The sequence below is a fragment of the Lacrimispora amygdalina genome, assembly GCF_900205965.1.
Lineage (GTDB): Bacteria > Bacillota > Clostridia > Lachnospirales > Lachnospiraceae > Lacrimispora > Lacrimispora amygdalina_A.
In genome coordinates, this window is the sequence record NZ_OAOF01000024.1 from 38,571 (window position 1) to 56,423 (window position 17,853).

The 17,853-nt window shown below is 37.7% G+C and carries 16 protein-coding genes; 12 read left to right on the top strand and 4 right to left on the bottom strand.

Going from position 1 to position 17,853, the window contains the following annotated elements:
* Positions 1-90: 90 nt before the first annotated feature.
* From CRO04_RS22355 to CRO04_RS22370, 4 genes are all read left to right on the top strand, one after another.
* Entirely contained in the window at positions 91-915 is an 825-nt protein-coding gene (locus CRO04_RS22355) for a hypothetical protein (protein ID WP_097006463.1), read from the top strand.
* 13 nt (positions 916-928) lie between these two features.
* Complete coding sequence (locus CRO04_RS22360) at positions 929-1,630, top strand: protein-tyrosine phosphatase family protein (RefSeq protein WP_097006464.1); 702 nt, start codon at positions 929-931, stop codon at positions 1,628-1,630.
* Positions 1,631-1,748: 118 nt separating this feature from the next.
* The gene (locus CRO04_RS22365; RefSeq protein ID WP_207654503.1) at positions 1,749-2,699 is read left to right on the top strand and encodes a hypothetical protein; all 951 of its coding nucleotides are present in this window, start codon (positions 1,749-1,751) and stop codon (positions 2,697-2,699) included.
* Between the two features lie 145 nt (positions 2,700-2,844).
* Positions 2,845-3,597 (top strand): SAM-dependent methyltransferase, encoded by a 753-nt coding sequence (locus tag CRO04_RS22370; protein ID WP_141401020.1) that lies wholly within the window; start codon positions 2,845-2,847, stop codon positions 3,595-3,597.
* Positions 3,598-4,008: 411 nt separating this feature from the next.
* On the opposite strand, the gene CRO04_RS22375 is transcribed toward CRO04_RS22370, so the two are convergent.
* Positions 4,009-5,667, bottom strand: a complete 1,659-nt coding sequence (locus tag CRO04_RS22375; protein WP_097006466.1) for a hypothetical protein — start codon at positions 5,665-5,667, stop codon at positions 4,009-4,011.
* Positions 5,668-5,842: 175 nt separating this feature from the next.
* Between CRO04_RS22375 and CRO04_RS22380 the strand changes: the two genes are divergently transcribed.
* The 8 genes from CRO04_RS22380 to CRO04_RS22415 all read left to right on the top strand — a co-directional run bounded on the left by CRO04_RS22380 (position 5,843) and on the right by CRO04_RS22415 (position 13,977).
* A complete protein-coding gene (locus CRO04_RS22380; RefSeq protein ID WP_097006467.1) occupies positions 5,843-6,544 on the top strand; it encodes a hypothetical protein in 702 nt (233 codons plus the stop codon).
* Complete coding sequence (locus CRO04_RS22385) at positions 6,534-7,679, top strand: hypothetical protein (RefSeq protein WP_097006468.1); 1,146 nt, start codon at positions 6,534-6,536, stop codon at positions 7,677-7,679. The genes CRO04_RS22380 and CRO04_RS22385 overlap by 11 nt, the downstream gene beginning before the upstream one ends.
* Position 7,680: 1 nt before the next feature.
* Complete coding sequence (locus CRO04_RS22390) at positions 7,681-8,727, top strand: ATP-binding protein (protein WP_166432651.1); 1,047 nt, start codon at positions 7,681-7,683, stop codon at positions 8,725-8,727.
* Between the two features lie 62 nt (positions 8,728-8,789).
* Positions 8,790-8,969, top strand: coding sequence for a helix-turn-helix domain-containing protein (locus CRO04_RS22395; protein WP_097006470.1), 180 nt, complete (start codon positions 8,790-8,792; stop codon positions 8,967-8,969).
* A gap of 49 nt (positions 8,970-9,018) precedes the next feature.
* Positions 9,019-10,398, top strand: coding sequence for a tyrosine-type recombinase/integrase (locus CRO04_RS22400; protein WP_097006471.1), 1,380 nt, complete (start codon positions 9,019-9,021; stop codon positions 10,396-10,398).
* 59 nt (positions 10,399-10,457) lie between these two features.
* On the top strand, positions 10,458-11,822 hold the full coding sequence (locus CRO04_RS22405) for an AAA family ATPase (protein ID WP_097006472.1): 1,365 nt from the start codon (positions 10,458-10,460) through the stop codon (positions 11,820-11,822).
* A gap of 199 nt (positions 11,823-12,021) precedes the next feature.
* Complete coding sequence (locus tag CRO04_RS22410) at positions 12,022-12,753, top strand: DUF5986 family protein (RefSeq protein ID WP_097006473.1); 732 nt, start codon at positions 12,022-12,024, stop codon at positions 12,751-12,753.
* Positions 12,754-12,768: 15 nt separating this feature from the next.
* Positions 12,769-13,977, top strand: coding sequence for a helix-turn-helix domain-containing protein (locus CRO04_RS22415; RefSeq protein WP_097006474.1), 1,209 nt, complete (start codon positions 12,769-12,771; stop codon positions 13,975-13,977).
* Positions 13,978-14,374: 397 nt separating this feature from the next.
* Here CRO04_RS22415 and CRO04_RS22420 read toward each other — a convergent pair whose 3' ends face one another.
* From CRO04_RS22420 to CRO04_RS22430, 3 genes are all read right to left on the bottom strand, one after another.
* A complete protein-coding gene (locus CRO04_RS22420; RefSeq protein WP_097006475.1) occupies positions 14,375-15,136 on the bottom strand; it encodes a hypothetical protein in 762 nt (253 codons plus the stop codon).
* 232 nt (positions 15,137-15,368) lie between these two features.
* Positions 15,369-16,334: a tyrosine-type recombinase/integrase gene (locus tag CRO04_RS22425; protein ID WP_166432652.1), complete on the bottom strand. Its 966-nt coding sequence runs from the start codon at positions 16,332-16,334 to the stop codon at positions 15,369-15,371.
* Positions 16,327-17,853 (bottom strand): hypothetical protein (locus tag CRO04_RS22430; protein WP_207654504.1); only part of this gene is annotated, 1,527 nt, incomplete at its 5' end. The genes CRO04_RS22430 and CRO04_RS22425, both read right to left, overlap by 8 nt.

The window sequence follows — 17,853 nt, forward strand, 5'->3', positions numbered from 1 at the left end:
GTCACAGGATTGTTTCCCTGTCAGGGGGTGTCAGTCTGACAAATACAAAGAACAAGGAAACCATTCTTATAGGTAAAGAGAGGGAATCATATGAAGTTGTTGAATATCTATTGTCTGGTACAGGAATTTTATGCCATTGAGGCAATCTCAGCCCTGCTGTCTTCCAACCAGGGCAGCCATCTGGAACCAATGAGACATAGTCATAGCCGGTGGTTTCGAGATTTTTGTGATTTCCGGGATACATATATCCCGAAATTTGCGTCAGCCATTTATGATTATACGGTTTTGGTTGTTGCGGCGGAACTGCGCCATTGCAGATCTCAAGCCTCCCAGTATATACAGGACTATTACTCGTCGGACCAGTCAAGAAATGACGTCTATCGTGATTGCACCGTATACAACAAAAGCGATATTTTAAAAGCGGGCCTCCGGATGTTTGATACGGAGCGGGTAACCTGGAGTTCCTCTTTCGGTGGAGAAAAATGGAAACAGATCGCAAAGGCAGGGCTTTTAAAGGGGAAAGTCAGCGACATCATATTTGTTGACCACTGCGTGGATCTGTCTCACAATTGCAGCATTTATTTTGATAAAAAAGCAGGGATTTTTTTCCTGGAGAACTTAACGCAATACAAAGAACTGCTGGATTTAAAACAGGTTTGTGAGCCCCAGGTTTTGCTCCGTACCAGGCAGGGGGCTCAATTCAACCGGCTCCTATTCCGGGCAAATACCTTACACATCCTGGAGGGAAAGGCAGAAGGAGATCCCCATCTTACTGACTACAGCGAGGCCGAAACGCTTCTGCTGGATTACCGCCCTGTTGTGTGGGGAAATAAGCGGTTGGATTATTCAGAAAGCAACATCATAACGCAGCAATATTTCGGCAGCAGAGACCGTGAATATGCGCGGGCTGCGTAAATGGGGGATTGACATGAGTAAAAGAAAAAAGAATGCGAACAGGAGAGTGCACGCACGGGTATGCCATACCGGACCGGTGGAAGTAACGAAAAACTTATTTTGCGGCAGCGAAAAGGAAGCCCTCGTCATGGCGGTGGCGCCAATTCAAGTGGATATGCTGGTTCCCTTAAATGATTTGGATGCAAAGGTATGGGACCTGGGTTTTCGCGGGGAAATCCTGTACTGTCCGATCAGGGATTTTGGGACTTTACCGGATGATGTGTTAGAATCATTCATCACAAGAATCCTCGACAGGTTAAGCAGCAATAAAAAGGTAGGCCTGTTCTGCGTGGGAGGCCATGGAAGGACCGGCTATATCGCCTCCATTGTATTAGGCCGTCTGGGATATCAGGACCCCATTGGATTCTTGAGAGAGCACTATTGCAAGGAGGCCGTCGAAAGCAATGAGCAGGTTCAGCACATCGCCGATGTGTTAGGCCGCCCGGAGCTGGCAGAAAAGTATAAAAGAACATATGGGGGCGGGAACGGTTTCATGGCTTACAGACACTTTGGATTTGACCGTGAATATTTCTCGTGGTTTTCCGCAAGGGAGACTGCAGAGGCGCATATCTGTGATGAATGTACTTACTTTGGCTCGTGCGGATGCCAAATTTATGCAGATTATTTTGTGAGAGAATATGACCCGGCCTGTACCGACTTTATAGAAAAAGATTGATGACGCTCCAGCATTTTATAAAACCCTTAATGGAACGGGGCAAATTTAAACGATAATCTGGCCGGAGCTGTGTGCTTCGGCTGGGAAATTAAAACAGATCAGGAGGACAAAGACAGAGATGGAAAGGACATATGATACGATCAACGAACAGACCGCAAGGACGGCAAAACATATCAATTCATTTGATGATTATGCAGCAGGGAGTGCCACTGCGGAGTATAAAAAATATGTAGACCGGATTTATGCTGTTGTGGATCAGATCAAAGAAAGAAAACCCCATTTAACGGGGAAAGCCGTAAAAATGGCGGACCGTTACAGCCGGAAGCTGGCAGAATATTATAACAACTATTACCGGAATGAAGCGAGTTGTCCCAGTGTAATGATTTCCGGTCCTGCAAATTTCCCTGTAAGAAAGAAGGAGAAGCAGAACCGGCGCAGGGAAAAGCTGATGAAAGACTGGGAGTATTTACAGTCTTATGCAGGAAAAATCGAATATCTGCTGACGATGGAGCAGCCGATCTTATCAGGAGATGAAAATGCAGTTATGCTTCTGGAAGAAAAGCTGAAAAAGCTGGAATCTGACCAGGCCATGATGAAAGCTGTCAATGCCTACTATCGGAAGAATCAGACACTGGAGGGCTGCCCGGAGCTGACACCGGAACAGACGGAAACGCTGAAAAAGGAAATGGGTTGTGATTTTCATTATGAAAATAAGCCATTCATGACCTACCAGCTTACAAATCAAAATGCCACAATCAGAAATACAAGATTTCGTCTGGAACAGCTGAAAAAGGAAAAAGATGCCGGAACAACGGAACGGGAGAACTGCTTCTTTCAGATGGTAGAGAACAAAGAACTTATGCGGTTACAGCTGATCTTCGACGGAAAACCGGAGCCGGAAGTCCGGGAAATATTGAAAACCAATGGGTTTAAGTGGAGCCCGAAAAACGGCTGCTGGCAGAGGCAGTTGACAGGCAATGCAAGGTATGCTGTCGGGAGGGTCATTCAGGCGCTGGAGAAAATGGAAGCTGCGGGAACAGAAGCGGATGGAGCTGTGAACATCAGCTGAGTAAAACACTAGTCTATGGAAAGCGGCCCAACGTTATCTCATTGCCAATTCCATCTATTCTAACTGCATAAGCAGCAAGAGGGATATAGATACGAAAGATTTGTTGTATCCGATAAATATATTGAAGGAAAAAAGAAAAAGAAAAATGAAGATTGCAGAAAACATTTTAAACATTTTAGCGGAATGCAGAACGGAAGAAAATACACTTTATTTACCAGAGAGACAACTTGACCGAAAAACTTATGAGGCTGTAAACAAATGTCTTGCGGCTATCGGAGGCAGATGGAACCGTAAGGCAAAGGGACATATATTTGACTATGATCACCAAGAAGCATTTGAAAACCTTATCCTTACTGGAGAAACTGAAGACATGAAAAAAGTCTTCCAGTTCTTCCCGACTCCCCGTCCGGTTGCCAAAATCGTCTGTGATCTGGCGGAACTTGTAAACGGGCAGAGCATTTTAGAACCATCATGCGGCAAAGGCGATCTGGCAGATGTTATCTATGAGAGAGCACCGGAACATCTTGTTTGCATTGAGATCAACAAGGATATGAAAAAATATCTTGATGAAAAACCCTATTCGTGCATGGTGGGGATTGATTTCCTTGCCTATAAACCAGAGAAAATCAGACCGTTTGATCGCATTGTGATGAATCCACCGTTTAGCAGGCAACAGGATATCGACCATATTTATCATGCATTTGGCCTGTTAAAATCAAGAGGAATCCTGGTGTCGGTCCTGTCTCCGTCTCCATTCTTCCGGACGAACGAAAAATCAATTCAATTCAGAAAATGGCTCCAATTTCTGGATGCCGAAATCATAGATGTTCCAGAGGGCGCGTTCAAGGAAAGCGGTACGATGATCCGAACCAAAATCATAAAAATCGTTAAACCGTAGTTGCCTGAACTGGACAAGGGTTTATAATACATCAATTCAACTGGGCGGAGTTATGAATATCAGCTGTAGCAGGAAGATTACAGAAATTAATTTGATAAATGAATAAGGAAAGAGGCTGCTATCCGATTTAGAGACAGCAGTCTTTTTGCTTGAAATAGCAGCATAATATAAAATGAAAACTTAGATACAATGGATTTCCTATCGGCACATATTCTTGAATGAACCTGTTTCTAGATAATCATATTCATCAGGTAAAGCCAAACAGGTCTAGTCCATAATTCCAAAGACAGGCTTACCTGTGATTCTTAAAAACCCACATATACTACAACATGTTCTTCAATATTTGCCTAAAATCTTATTTTTGTGCAAAAAAATGGAACAAAGCACAAACTATATGTGGGTTTTGAGCGGTTAACGACTTAATAATTCGGCAGTACATGAAATGATAAAGCTTTCGCTTAAACGCCTAAAATTTTCATTTAAATATTCTTGACTGATTAACGCAGGCATAGGCTTTGACTGGTGATTGTATGTGCTTAGAATGACCTTTCTTAAAATATCATAGTCGATGGAAGTGTTAGGATAATCCGGGAGGATAAAATTATCCTGTACTGGTTTCTGAACTTCCTCCTTTGCATTTGGTTTTTTAGGAAAACAAACATCATTGGCTTTATCCATCAAGTATTTCGTTTTTTCTGTTACATCATTAAAAGTAGTACTCTCTGAAAGATGTTTATTTAAAACTTTATATAGATCCAGTAAATTTTGTGCTGTTGATTGTTCGGGCTTTGAAAAAGAATCATAGAGCGATACAAAAAAATAACTTTCATAAATGGGAAAAGCGAATGTGACCATGTAGTTTATAAAATTACGATAACAATTTTTCCATTGACTAAGCGTGTCAAACGAGTCAGTGATTTTATTGGTTCGTTTATCAAAGTAAGCCATAGAATCAGGTTTAAGAATCTTCTCAATCAAAAAGGAAGAATTGAAATCACGATAATCTGTACAACAATCAAATGCCATCTGAAGCAACAAATGGCGACTGAATGTATTTGGAAGATTCATGCCGCTTGATACAAATTTGATAAAAGAGTCATCGTTAAATGGAAGATTGTGCCTTTTGGAAAGCGCTTCAATATTTTTTGTAAGACAGTAGATAAAATCAAAATGAAACGTTTGTTCCAGCTTATACTTATAATATATAAGATCGGAGCGGGTCATAAAGTTTTCAATGTCATCAGCTGGCATTTTTGTAATTATATTTTGAAGCTCTGCTACGCTTTTTATAAATTGCGTTATCTTTGCTGGTGTAATATTTTGTGTCACATCATACAGTCTGAATATATTTTTTAATAGAGGGACATTGCCTCTTAAGGACTGTAACAGAGGTACACTGTTTAATGGTATCGTAAACTTTTCCTGTTTATCTCCTGATTTGGATAACGATATTTGTTCACCAATATATTGGTAGTTTGGGTATTTGTCAAATAATTTTTTTAGCGTCTTAAAACTTTTAGGATAGGAATTATAGGAATCATTTGAAGCTTTAACGGAATTTACCGCGCCATATAAGCAGTAATCGTCATCATTGTTAAAGATAAAAGGTTTATCAGAACCTTCGGATATTTTAAAATAGTCATGGTCATAGGCATAATTGAATCCCAAATAATTGATATGACGGGCGAGCTGATATGGTTTAATAGATATAATATGGAAAATCATATGATGAAGTTTATCAAACGTTGCAAGAATGCAGTGGTCGTTGATCATTTTTTTCCAGACATTGTGATAACCATGGAGAGTACCAAGTTCTCCTATTGGAGGAAGTGAAACCCCTCTGGGTATATTCGTTTTCTCATTTCCAAAAAATTTAACTCCTCCTTCACCCAAAATTTCTTTACAGGATTCATGCATATGCTCCAATATTTGTTCCAGTACAGGTTCATCGTTTTGAAGAGATGATTGATATTTCTTTGAATGATAAGAGATGTTAGCGCCATAGATAAGAATATTTCGTGCCTCTGTAATATATACTTCAAAATTTTTTGGATTTATAGACTGATACATATAGTAACTTCCCCTTTTTTGTCTTATATCATTGAATGATACTATATATTAAATTAAAAAACAATAGATTTTGTCATATTTTATTTATAGTAGCTATGTGGCATAATTATGTTACGGCAGGGAAATAGGTTTGCGCAAACGAAATTCCCCATTAAAAAGTGAAGGAGAAAGATTTATGGAAGAGAATCAATTTAATCCCTATCCGCAGTATAACTCGGTTGGCTATAATGGTGCGTTAAGTTCACAGCCCCCGAAGGTTCCGCTATATTCCGCATACGAATATAAGGCCAGGGTGGATTTTGAGAAAGAAGCGAATTTAATACAAATGAAGACATTTACAGAGATAGAGAAGCATAAGGAAAAAAGGGCTATTGATAAAGAGAACTTCGCGGAATTGCTGCGGGTCAAAACAGACTTACAAATTAAACGTGACATGTTGTCTGAAACAATCATGATTACGGATCAGGGAATGCTCAGACGGAAGCAGGATTTTATGCTGGAAGCGAGCAAGGATTATTATTTTGCAAATTTTTCTATCCCAATACAACCGGTTCAATTTAAGACGGCAGGGATTGACTATACAGTTCTATGTATGCGAACGAGGATAGAGCGGTTAGGTGAAAAAGATTTATATTTTGATTTAAGGAAGGATGATGCCAATTATTATCGCCGAAAATTTCGTAATGCAGGCATAATTTTTAAGAAAAAAAGAAGGGAGGGTGATGAATTTTTTTTCGATGTTATTCAGGCGGTTATAGGTATCTCCCGAACCGTGGAAGTGCCCGGAGCGTATGGTTTTTATACGGTAGAGGGCATGTTACAGTATGCGGATAAAAAAACAATGCTCTGGAAAGCGGTGTTAGATTATGCAAAATGAGATTGAATGGAACTTCCTAAATGAGTGTAAAGCATTTGGTGAATCCGTAACAGGAGAATTACTCCTTTTAATTGAAAGCGGTGGGTTTACTTATAGTGTTTTGAAAAGATGGGGCTACCGGATGCATTATCCTGTAGCAGCCATTATTAAAGAGCAGGAAACGGCAAGTGTGATCGCAGACATGATGGGAATTTTTGGCTCAAGGCTGGTAAATACGAATATTTCACCGAAGGTTTTTACACGGGAATTAGCAAGTTATCATGATGATGTTGCACTGATAGCATACTTGCCCGGAAGAAATACGGAAGAGAATATGGAAGCACTGTTTGGCATCTGTACATGTGGAAGAATCGGCGATCGTGAAGTTTGCTCGCCTTTTCTGCTGGTATTCCATAAAATGATTCCGGAAGCTTATCAGGGAAGATTTTCAATCGTATTTTCAGCAGAACAAAAGAGTTCTCAGTTTATGGATAGGACCTGCAGAGATAATTTTTTTAATGTATTGAAAAAAAAGTTTCTCGAAAAGAATCAGATTCTGGAGCATATGTTTCGAGCGGAGTCCGTTAATAATGAACTTGCCCAGGTAAAAGATGGAATTTATTGGAATACGGTAATCACGATGCTGGAACTCACTTTTGAAGAAGGTATGGGGAAGGATAATCGCTGTAGGATGAGATGGCGCTTTGAGAATGCTGTAAAAAAAGGCCATGATTCATCTGATGCGTATGAATATATCAGACAGATGCCGGCAGCTTTTGTAGAGGAGTTTATTGCATTTATTCCAAAGATGGAAAGGATGATGAATAAAGCAGATGCCACCGCATTAACCGGAGAACGTCAGAAACGAACGGTGCTGTTTGATGAGGAATATTATTATATTCCAGAGGAGTTGTTTGCGCAAATTTGCGAGCCACTGAAAGCTGTTTGTTCCTTGAACCAGATAAAGGAAGCACTGGAGAAAGAGGGGGTCTTGTGCACGCAGGGAAGAGGAAGGATTTACAGAACGATAAAGTTATCCATAAGGGGGTCGGATGTTTCACCAAGATTTGTGTGGTTAAAAAGGAAAAAACTTGATACTGATTGTACAGAAATGACGCTGGAAGATATAGTGAATTGCAGAAAGGATGGTAAATAATATGGGTAAGTTTATAAAAATCGGTGGAAGCAAAAATGGGGATGTATCTTTTGATATGGCCCGAAGCGGGAACCGCCACATTGCAATTTGCGGAAAATCAGGTTCTGGTAAATCGGTTGCGGGTCAGAAAATCATCAAAAGCATTATTGAGAGCGGAGGAACTGCAGTTGTGTTCGATATGCATTGGCTTTTTGACCCAGATCATATTTTTATGCCCATTAGAGCGGACATTGAAAAGATGATGAATGAGACGGATGCCTTTTCATCTGGAATTTCTTTTCCACTGTTTACGCCGCTTAGATATGCGGATGGAACCATGGAAGACGAATTAGATGTAGTTACATCGATCACCGATATATTGACCGGCTCAATGAAATTAAAGTGCAGGCAGAAAGAAGATTTATTTCGGGCGTTACAGTACGTGGCAGAAGAAAATGTTTATGGGAATCAGGGGATTGCTGCCTTAAATGAAGCACTTTATATGGTCGACTCAGAAGTTGCGGCAAATGTCCAGGATAAAATGCGCTATATCCTCAATAAGAATGTATTCCGTGATGGAACTGGTTTTATTGAGGAAAATAGGATCAATGTCCTGCGCTTGTCTAAATTTACAGAGACAACGCAGGCATTGATAGCAGAAATTTTGTTGACCTACATATGGCGTCTGGCTAATACAGGAATCTTTTTAAAAGAAGGCCTATATCTTTTTTGTGATGAATGCCAGAATTTAAATTTGGGAAGGAGCGGTATTATTGATACGATTTTGGCTGAAGGCAGAAAACTTGGTCTTCATTTGATTTTAATTACGCAATCGTTAGGAGGTAGTTGTAGGACCAGAGCAGCACAGTGCCTATTGCAAACTGGACAGCAATTATATTTTATGCCTTCGGAGGGAGAGGCTTCTATAATTGCAAAGATGATTCATGCAGCAAGATATAAAGATTGGCAGATGGTTTTGAAAACATTGAAAGTGGGAGAATGTGTAGCAGTGGGATCTTTGAGCGTAGACGAGACTGCTTACAACAGGCCGCTTAAAATTAATATATAAAGAGATAGATGTAATTTTTAACAATAACCATTGATGGGGATTTCTTACGAGGAGGAAATATTATGCTAAATGAAGAAAATATTGCAATTGTCTATTCGGTAAAAGAAGCGGCTCAAGTATTAGGCATTTCTAAATCATTGTTATATGGCGAACTGAAACGGAATCCGTTATTCCCTAGAAAAATGATCGGCGGACGTATCATGATACCAGCGCAAAAATTAAAGGAATATTTTAATACATGACTCATGGGGGGATACGTCTCCCCCATAATTAATAAAGGAGTATAATTATATGAATAAGGAACGGGCGACATATGGATTGGGAACGACCTATAAGCAAGGAAATAGCTTTGTTTCTCAGTTATCATATACAATAGAAATTGATGGGGATTTTTATACAAAAAGAATAAGCGGAAGCGGAAAAACAGAAACTGCTGCAATAAGAAACCGAAATAAAAATGCAAAAAAATGGGAAGCTGATTTAAAGAAATCTGCAGAACAGAAAGGTGGAGAAGAGCAAACATCAGATCAATCGGATAATGGACCTTCCTTAAATGAAGTGTTTGACCTTAATATTGGAATTAAAGGGACCAATGTGCAAATATCAACCTCTGACAATTACGAATCTTATTACGAGGGTTATGTGCGGAACAGCGAGCTGGGGAAAAAGCCTATTAAATTTATTACAGAAGAAGATTTATTGATATTTTATATGGAAAAACGAAAAAATGGCAGAAAGCGTGTTAGAAAGGATATAAATGGAAAACCAATTAATCCAAAACCACTTAGTATCAATACAATTAATCATATTCGATTTGTTTTGAATAATACGTTTCTATATGCAGAGACGAAAGGCATTATAGAAAAAAATGCCCATGCGGGAATTGCTCCATTTAAAAATGGAACGGCTGCTATGATTGATTTTGAACAGGAGGATTTAGACGCAGACAGTGATGATTCTGATGCACTGCAAAGAATCATAGCTGTTGAAGATATGGAACGTATTCTAAACTATGCTTTTGAGCATTCTAGATTTGCAGGTTTATATGCATGGGCGGTTAATTCAGGAATGCGTGAGGGGGAATGTTTTGGATTAAAGAGAACGCTTGCTTTACCTGACAATGATTATATATTTGTAAAGAAAAGCCTGGCCTATGTAAAGGATCGAAGGGAGGAGAGCGAAAGGCGGTTGGTGCCTATTTTGAAAAAACCTAAGAATGGAAAAGAAAGAAAAGTTCCGTATAATCAGAGCCTGAAAAAAATATATACATATCAGATGGAGTTAATAGAAAAAGAAAAAAAGGCTGCTGGAAAAGCATACCATGACAGGGGATTATTATTTCCTGATGAATATGGAGATTACTTAAGACCATGGAAAGTATTAAAGGAGTTTCAGCAAATATTAGAAATCCTTGGAATAGAAAAACGTCGTTTTCATGATTTGAGACATACGTTTGTATCACTTTTGATAAAAGAAAGTCAACGGGCAGGAGAAGGAATCAGTATTCTTGAGGTTAGTGCCATAGTTGGTCATCGGGATGCTTCTATTACTATGCGAGTTTATGGAGGTTTATTTCCTAATTCTACAGAAAGAGCTATGAAAATACTTGATAACTGTAATCAGATAATACCGTATCAATTAAAGAACTGTAATAAAACCAATACTGCATAAATAAGTTGTGATTTATGCAGATATTGGCTATAATAAAGAAAAGGTGAGGTGGTTAAGAGATGGATTTTAAACGGGATATTTATAAGCGACTGCTGGAATGGAAGAATGATTATACTGGAAAGGTTTTGGAAGTATCCGGAGCCAGGCAGGTTGGAAAGACGTACATTCTGAAAAAGTTTGCAAATGAAAATTTCAAACATGCTATCTATATAAATATGGCTGAGCTCACTGGCGAGCGGTTTATCATGTGTCTGGATGAGGCGGAGTATTGGGAGCCAGGTACTCCAATGAGAGAAAAACCTGTTCATGAGGCCTTACGTCTATTTTACCAGGAATTTGAGGATACGAGAGATAGCATTATTATTATTGATGAAATACAGGAATCTTCCAGGATATATAATCTGATCAGAACTTTTGCCCGTGAATTTTCCTGTTATGTAATAGTGACAGGCAGTTATTTAGGACGTTTGCTGGCAAAGGAATTTTTTCTGCCAGCAGGCGATTTGGAATCAGTAACGCTGGAGACACTAACATTTGCTGAGTTTGCCGAAGTCTTTGGTCAGCGAGAAATATATGATTCGGTTGATTTATTTGGAGGGGCAGATGCGAAGCAATACGAGGCGTTAAAAGAATGCTATGATCTTTATCAGAGAATTGGAGGATATCCATCCGTTATTAAAGTTTACTTAGAATATAAATCGTATGAGCGGTGTGATGAGGAACTGGCACGCTTAATGGGGATTTTTACGAATGAATCTAAAAGGTATTTTGATGATGTAATGGAAACCGAAACATTTGAAAAATTATTTCATGGCATTGCTGTTACTTTAATTCGTGAGAAGCAAGGTGTGCGGGATCTTGTGGAGGATTTAAGTAAGATTGTATATAAAGGGGAGAGTGGTAGGTTTACAAAGAAAATGATAAACCACGCAATTGGTTGGCTTCGGGCATCTCATATCATTGCATATGCTAGTAAAAGTATAGATTGTGATTATTTGAATATCAAAGAGAATTCCAGATTTTATTTTCTGGATGTTGGAATTGCCCAATATTTTGTGAAAAGGGCTGGTGCAGATGAGACAACTGTAAAGAGTATTGTTGCAGAGAATTTTGTCTATTTGACATTGCTACGGCGGATGCCCAGAGAAATTGCTGGAAATGCTCCATGGTTTGCTTTTTTTGAAAAAACAAAAGGGGAACTGGATTTTTATGTGCGGAGTTTGATGGATAATAAAAATTATGGTATAGAGGTGAAAAGTACAGATGCCCAGGCCAAGACTGCCAGAGCATTATTTGATGCCCGTAAGTTGGATTATGTGTATTATTTAAAAGGCGGAAGCAATGGGGGGATTGCGGAAGGAGGGCGAATCATGACAGTTCCAATCTATTTAGCAGATAGAATTTCGTTTGATTTGGAAAAATAGTAATTTGTTTGTGAATCGGCACTGAAACTTTCAAGGATATATATTCCGTTGAATGTTTCAGTGCCGATTATAGTTTTACTTGAAAAGGTATTAAAATAATTAAAAATAATAGACAAATTTTTAAATAAAATAAACCCACTTGACAAAATTATAAAAAAATGAGATTATTAAGTTATATTATTATTGTTCGGAGGAGTATATGAAAAATTATACCTTTTTGGAATCGGTAGAGGAAAATTTTTATCGACGAATTATTTTTTGTTTGCAGAAAGTTTTTGACCAGGATTTACTTCGCTATCTTGATGAGTTCCGTATGAGAAAGACTTCGGCAGTACCCAATTTTATTTGGGATGCATTTTGGGACAATTTGGAGTCACATATGGAAATGAAGAACGTAAGGGTAGAGGAGTTCACTAGAAATGGCTGGTCTGGTGACATGATTATTGATGATGACCACAAATTTGTTATTACAGTGATGCGTGAAAATCGATTAGCACAGTTGAAAAAATCGAAACGTAGAACACTGCATTATCTGGAGACATTTGTAGGGGTTTTGAATAGAGAGTTCGAGGCACCTGAACACCAAATCACCTTAGGAGACCTTGGGCTTTATAGTGAAGAAGATTTGATAGAAGACTTTGATAAGCTGTGTAAAGGTCGTATAAATGTAGGGGAAGGATATCATCATTGCTTACTGGTTTTTCAAACGGTTAAAAATCAGTTATTAGATGCGCGTTTGTGTATACTGGATAAGCATTTAGAATTATGTAAAGAAGTCCCACTAAATAAATACATTAAGCCCGATTATGCAAGTATATTATTTAAAGAGCAAATTGAACCTAATAAAGCTATTGGTGAAAATGATCCTAGTATACCAGTTCCATATAAAGAGGAATCATCAGCCTCTCTGGTAAAATTAAAAAATATATAGAATTAGGGAAAAATTATGCAGAAATTAAGTGGATTTAATAGCGAGCGTTTGAAGAGTGCGAGAATGTATAGAGGGTTGACTCTAACTGAATTGGCTAATCAGATTGGTATTAGTAAACAGGCATTATCCCAATTTGAAAATCCATTAAGTAACGTTAGACCGGAGTTTCAAAATTCATTAAAACTGGCAGAAGTATTAAATTTCCCGAGAGATTTCTTTTTTACAGAAGAGAAAATAAAAGTTAGTGCAGATGCAACATATTTTAGATCTCTTTTATCTGCCGATAAGAAAGATAGGGCTGCTCAGAGAATAAAATTGGAATATATAGCCCAAATCTATGTTTATTTGAGCCAATATCTGGAGTTCCCGAAATTAAATATTTTAGAGGAAACTCCAGATAAAGAATATGAATATGAGTATACTACAGATCAAGAACTTGATATACTGGAACAGATGGCGATGGATTTAAGAGTATACTGGAATTTGGGTAATGGTCCTATAGAAAATCTTAAATTTGTATTGGAGTCTAACGGTATTATATTTTCGGCAGTTCCATCAGATAGTAATAAAATTGATGCATTTAGTCAAAAAATAAAGATTACCTCAGGCGATTTATATATTGTAGCCATATCAAATTCTAATCAGTCAATAGCTAGAGCTCGTTTTGATATGGCACATGAAATGGCACATATTATTTTGCATCCATGGAGTGAGGATTTAGAGTTAATAACAAAAGAAGAATTTAAGGCAAGAGAGAGACAAGCGAATATTTTTGCAGGGGCTTTTTTATTACCTAGAGAACCATTTTTAAAAGATGTGTCACATTATCCGACTAGTTTGGACTATTATGTCAGCCTAAAAGAGAAGTGGAATGTTTCGATATCCGCTATGATATATAGAGCACATCAATTAGAAGCTATATCGTACAATCAATATCAGTATTTAATGAGAACTATAAATAAAAAAGGTTGGAAACAGATTGAACCTGGGGATAAAAAATACCTTTTAAATAATAGTATTTTACAAAATGCTTTGGATATTTTAATTATGCAAGGCAATAAGCAACCACATCAAATTATGGATGAACTCTGGGATTTGGGAATTGTTATGTATTCGGAAGAACTAGAGCATTTATTGTGTTTGCCTCCAGGAACATTAAAAAGCACTGAGAAAAAACCAGCCTCTATATTAAAAATAAAGGACTTTATTTCAGAACCTGATTGATTTTGATATTCAGCAGGTCTTTGCAAATTCTTTGCAAATTAAAAAATATTAAGACATAAAATAAAGGATTTATAAGCCTGAATCGAATCCAAAATAATGAAAGAGCATAAAAAATTACTCTAAAAACCTGGTAATGGAACTCTTAATCTATTTGTCCAGGGTTCGAGTCCCTGAAGGCGCACTAAAAAAGTACTGGTTTTGCAGACGGAGAGCTGCGGGGTCGGTGCTTTTCCTTTGTGAAAAAATAATGGTCGGAATCTATTTGTCCTTTGGGAAGGACTTGAGGGTAAAAAAAGTACTGTCTTTGACGGCTGCGAGCGTCGGGGACAGTACTTCTTTTTGCATATCTACTTCATTATATATATAATAGGAAATTTATTTTTACCAATAAAGTTTATCACAGCTTATTCAGTAATTGCTCAATTTTGGCTTTTTTTGAGGTTTCAGCCAGTTCTCCAAACTTTACTTCCAATTCGAAATTATTAAAATTTATTGGAGCTAACAAATAAGATATATCCTCTAAATACTTTTCTTTAACACTTCGTAAAATTCCAATTATTCTTGTTTCCGATTCATCACTATATGAAGTTAGTACTGTTTGAGAGACACTAGATATATTTAAGTAATTTTGATTTATCATTGAATCCGGCATTTGTTGCTTATATATTACATCAGACAATATTAAATCAACAATAACATCTGTATAAATATTTTGTGATACAGTAAATTTGTCCGACCTTGTACTACTAACATTAAAGCCAAATTTGTTAATTAATATATTATCTTTAGAATATGCTTCTATTTCTTTGGATTTATCAATTATTGTATCATGAAAAGCCCCTTTATATTTAAATGATAATTTGGCTCCCCTTTTTTTGTCTCCAAATTTCTCCCACATTTCATCACATTCCGTACAATACGTCATACAAGAAATAAATATACAACCTCTAAAATTTTCGTTAATTCCTTCTCTCTCATACGCATGTTCAGTATCAAAGTTATTTAAGTTATTAAATTTTAATTTTCTCCCCTCTAAAATTTTTTCCAGTCCAGAAAGACTTGTATAGTGATACAATTCTGTTCTGTCCTCAGCTCTTTCTCTTAAGCTTTTATCTTTATCTATTTCTATTAATTGCATTTTAGGGTCAATACATATCATATACATCCTCCTGCATATACTCAGCTATTTATTCTATAGTTACACTATGTTATTTTCTTTTCAACTACTGGTTATTATTATGTTAGGCTCATGAAGCCGCGCTATAAAAAATGGATAATTCTATGTTTTAATTATATAATAAATGGAAAATTTTACAAGTAAAAGAGTGTATCTCAACCAAGTTCCCGGCCGGAGAAGCTCCGGCCGATCGGAAAGATTAATTGAGATACTTTTATTTTATCTGACGGAAGAAAATAGCATCTAATTTATACACATCTGCATCCATCATGCGGTACTGGTTTGCCATTTTCACATAATCCCTGGTAGTAGTATAATCACTATGACCAAGCATATCACGAAGAAATTCTAGGTTTCCACCGCCTACCAGATAGGAGACAGCAAATGTATGTCTTAATAAATGCGGATGCAGCCTTTCAACACCTGTCCATTTCCTTATTCTGAAAAAGAGCTGCTTCAATACATTATAGTTGATCGCTTCCGAGCTGTTTGTTTTAAGAATCAGTGCGTCCATAGGTATAACATCACGATAATCCAAATAACTGCGTATGTATATTCGCAAATTCCAGGCCAGGGGAACAATACGGGACTTGTGATTCTTTGAATCTTCTATTAATATGTAATCTTTATCGAAGCAGATATCCTTTACCTTTAAACCAATGACTTCCTCACTTCTTAGACCGCCATCAAGCATAAGATGGATAATGCATAAATTTCTAAGCCCCATTTCAGTTGAGTTTAAGAATACCTGATCTAGTGCCTGAACCTCATGGCTGTATAAAGGGAGCTGTATCCGGGAATCGTTGGTTGGAAGCCGGGCTCTTTTAAATGTAACTTCACAGTCCAGGTCATCACGAATATAGTTAAAGAACACTTTGACAGCTCTGGTATAAATTCTGATGGTAGAATTTTTCAGTTTTCCTTTCTTTTCGTCTCCGATCTTAAACGGATGATTTTCATATTTGGGCTTAAACCTAAGATGTTTTATATAGCTTTGTACGATATCAGGAGCCAGGCTATCCACCGGAATACGGTCAATGGGCTTTTCAAACTCCGATTCCAAAAACTCAAAGAAAAAACTTAAGTTCTGCTCATAATATTTACAAGTACTATTATCACAATAAGATTCTTTTAACCCCATAAACTTTTCAAATGCTTTTTTAACTGTTATCTTATTCATTCGTAAAATCTCCTTGAAATTCATTTTTGCTCATGCTATTATGACTATAGACTTCACCAGTTATTTTATCTATGATCGTGAGTTCAGACCTTGCAGTATATGTAAGGTTGCCCGGCAGTTCATCCGAGTTGAGCTGCTGGGCCTTTTTCGTTTTATACCGTAAAGCCCTTTCAACATCATTATCATTTAACGTACAAAGTGCATCTACAACATCCTGCATGATATCATCTTCATTCATACCCTTATTATAAAATCCTAACGTTACAATACTATTGATCGCCCGTCGTTTAACCAGATCAGCATTTAGATGGCGGCTATATTCCCGTACCAGTTTAAGCTGCTTAGGGGGAATATGCGCATCAACCAGTTTACAACTGCGCAGAGACTTCCAGAAACCGCACATTTCACGGCGAGATTTATTCACATCCCCTTCCGGTTCTACCATACGAAATACATAGTTTGTCAGATAATCCATAATCAATTTCCGGTTGTCCAGGTAATCATAAATCCTTTTAGCGGTTAACTTTGACTTATTATCTCGAAGCGGAAGCAGTACATAAGATTTTGAATGGCGGCGGCGTGTCTGATACTCTACATTCATAATCAGGTTTACTTTTGGCGTAAGAGTATCAACAAATTTCTGTAAGGTATCTTCCTCCATAGTCTGCTCCCCAGACAAGAGCCTGCGACAGACTGACTTTGCACTTTCATTGGAACCATGTTCCAGGTAGAAGGAAGCGCGGGCCATATTAAGGTACTGCCAGCTCCTACGCTTATAACATTCTTCATAAACGTGCAGATCATAGCGGTTAATCAGTCCGTTGAATAGCCAGAAGTAAAAGAACCAGCCTTTATAACCCATTTCAACAACTTCTTTGCTTTTCATATAGATTCGTACAAAGACTTTATCCGTTCTCTTTCCCAGGGCAACATAGTCAATCTCATAATCCTGACTGCCTTTCTTCTCTGTATGGGTAACTGCATCATTGAAGCGATCTACACGCATTTTATAAAAGTTTTCCAGGGAAAAGAAGCGTTCCGGATTACTTAAGTAGTTGCTATGCCAGCAGTAATCAATTCGGTTTTCCTGCGCATAGGCGATCTGTAAGCCGAAATGTTCTGCTAATGCCTGGACATATTCATAAGAACGTTCGAATGATTCATTGACCCCGTATATCCAAAGCATATAACTTCTGATCTGTACCACCAATTCACAGGTGACGGATACCGCCGAATTGGAAGATTTTGGAACGACAGGAGCTAAGAAGATATCAAACCATTCAGGGTATTCTAGGCAAACATTATACATTTTTGCAAAACTGAATGGTCTAAGGTTTAAGGAGAAGCCCGAACCAAAGTCAAGACGAAGAAAGTCGACGTTTACATTTTTTGAGAGCTTTCGGTTCATAGCATCAAAGTATTTTCGGAACTGCATGACTTTGCTATCCAAAGAATCAGCGGTAAAGTCATTTATAAATTTCACGGAATAATAAAATGTATCAATATTATGTAGAAACTT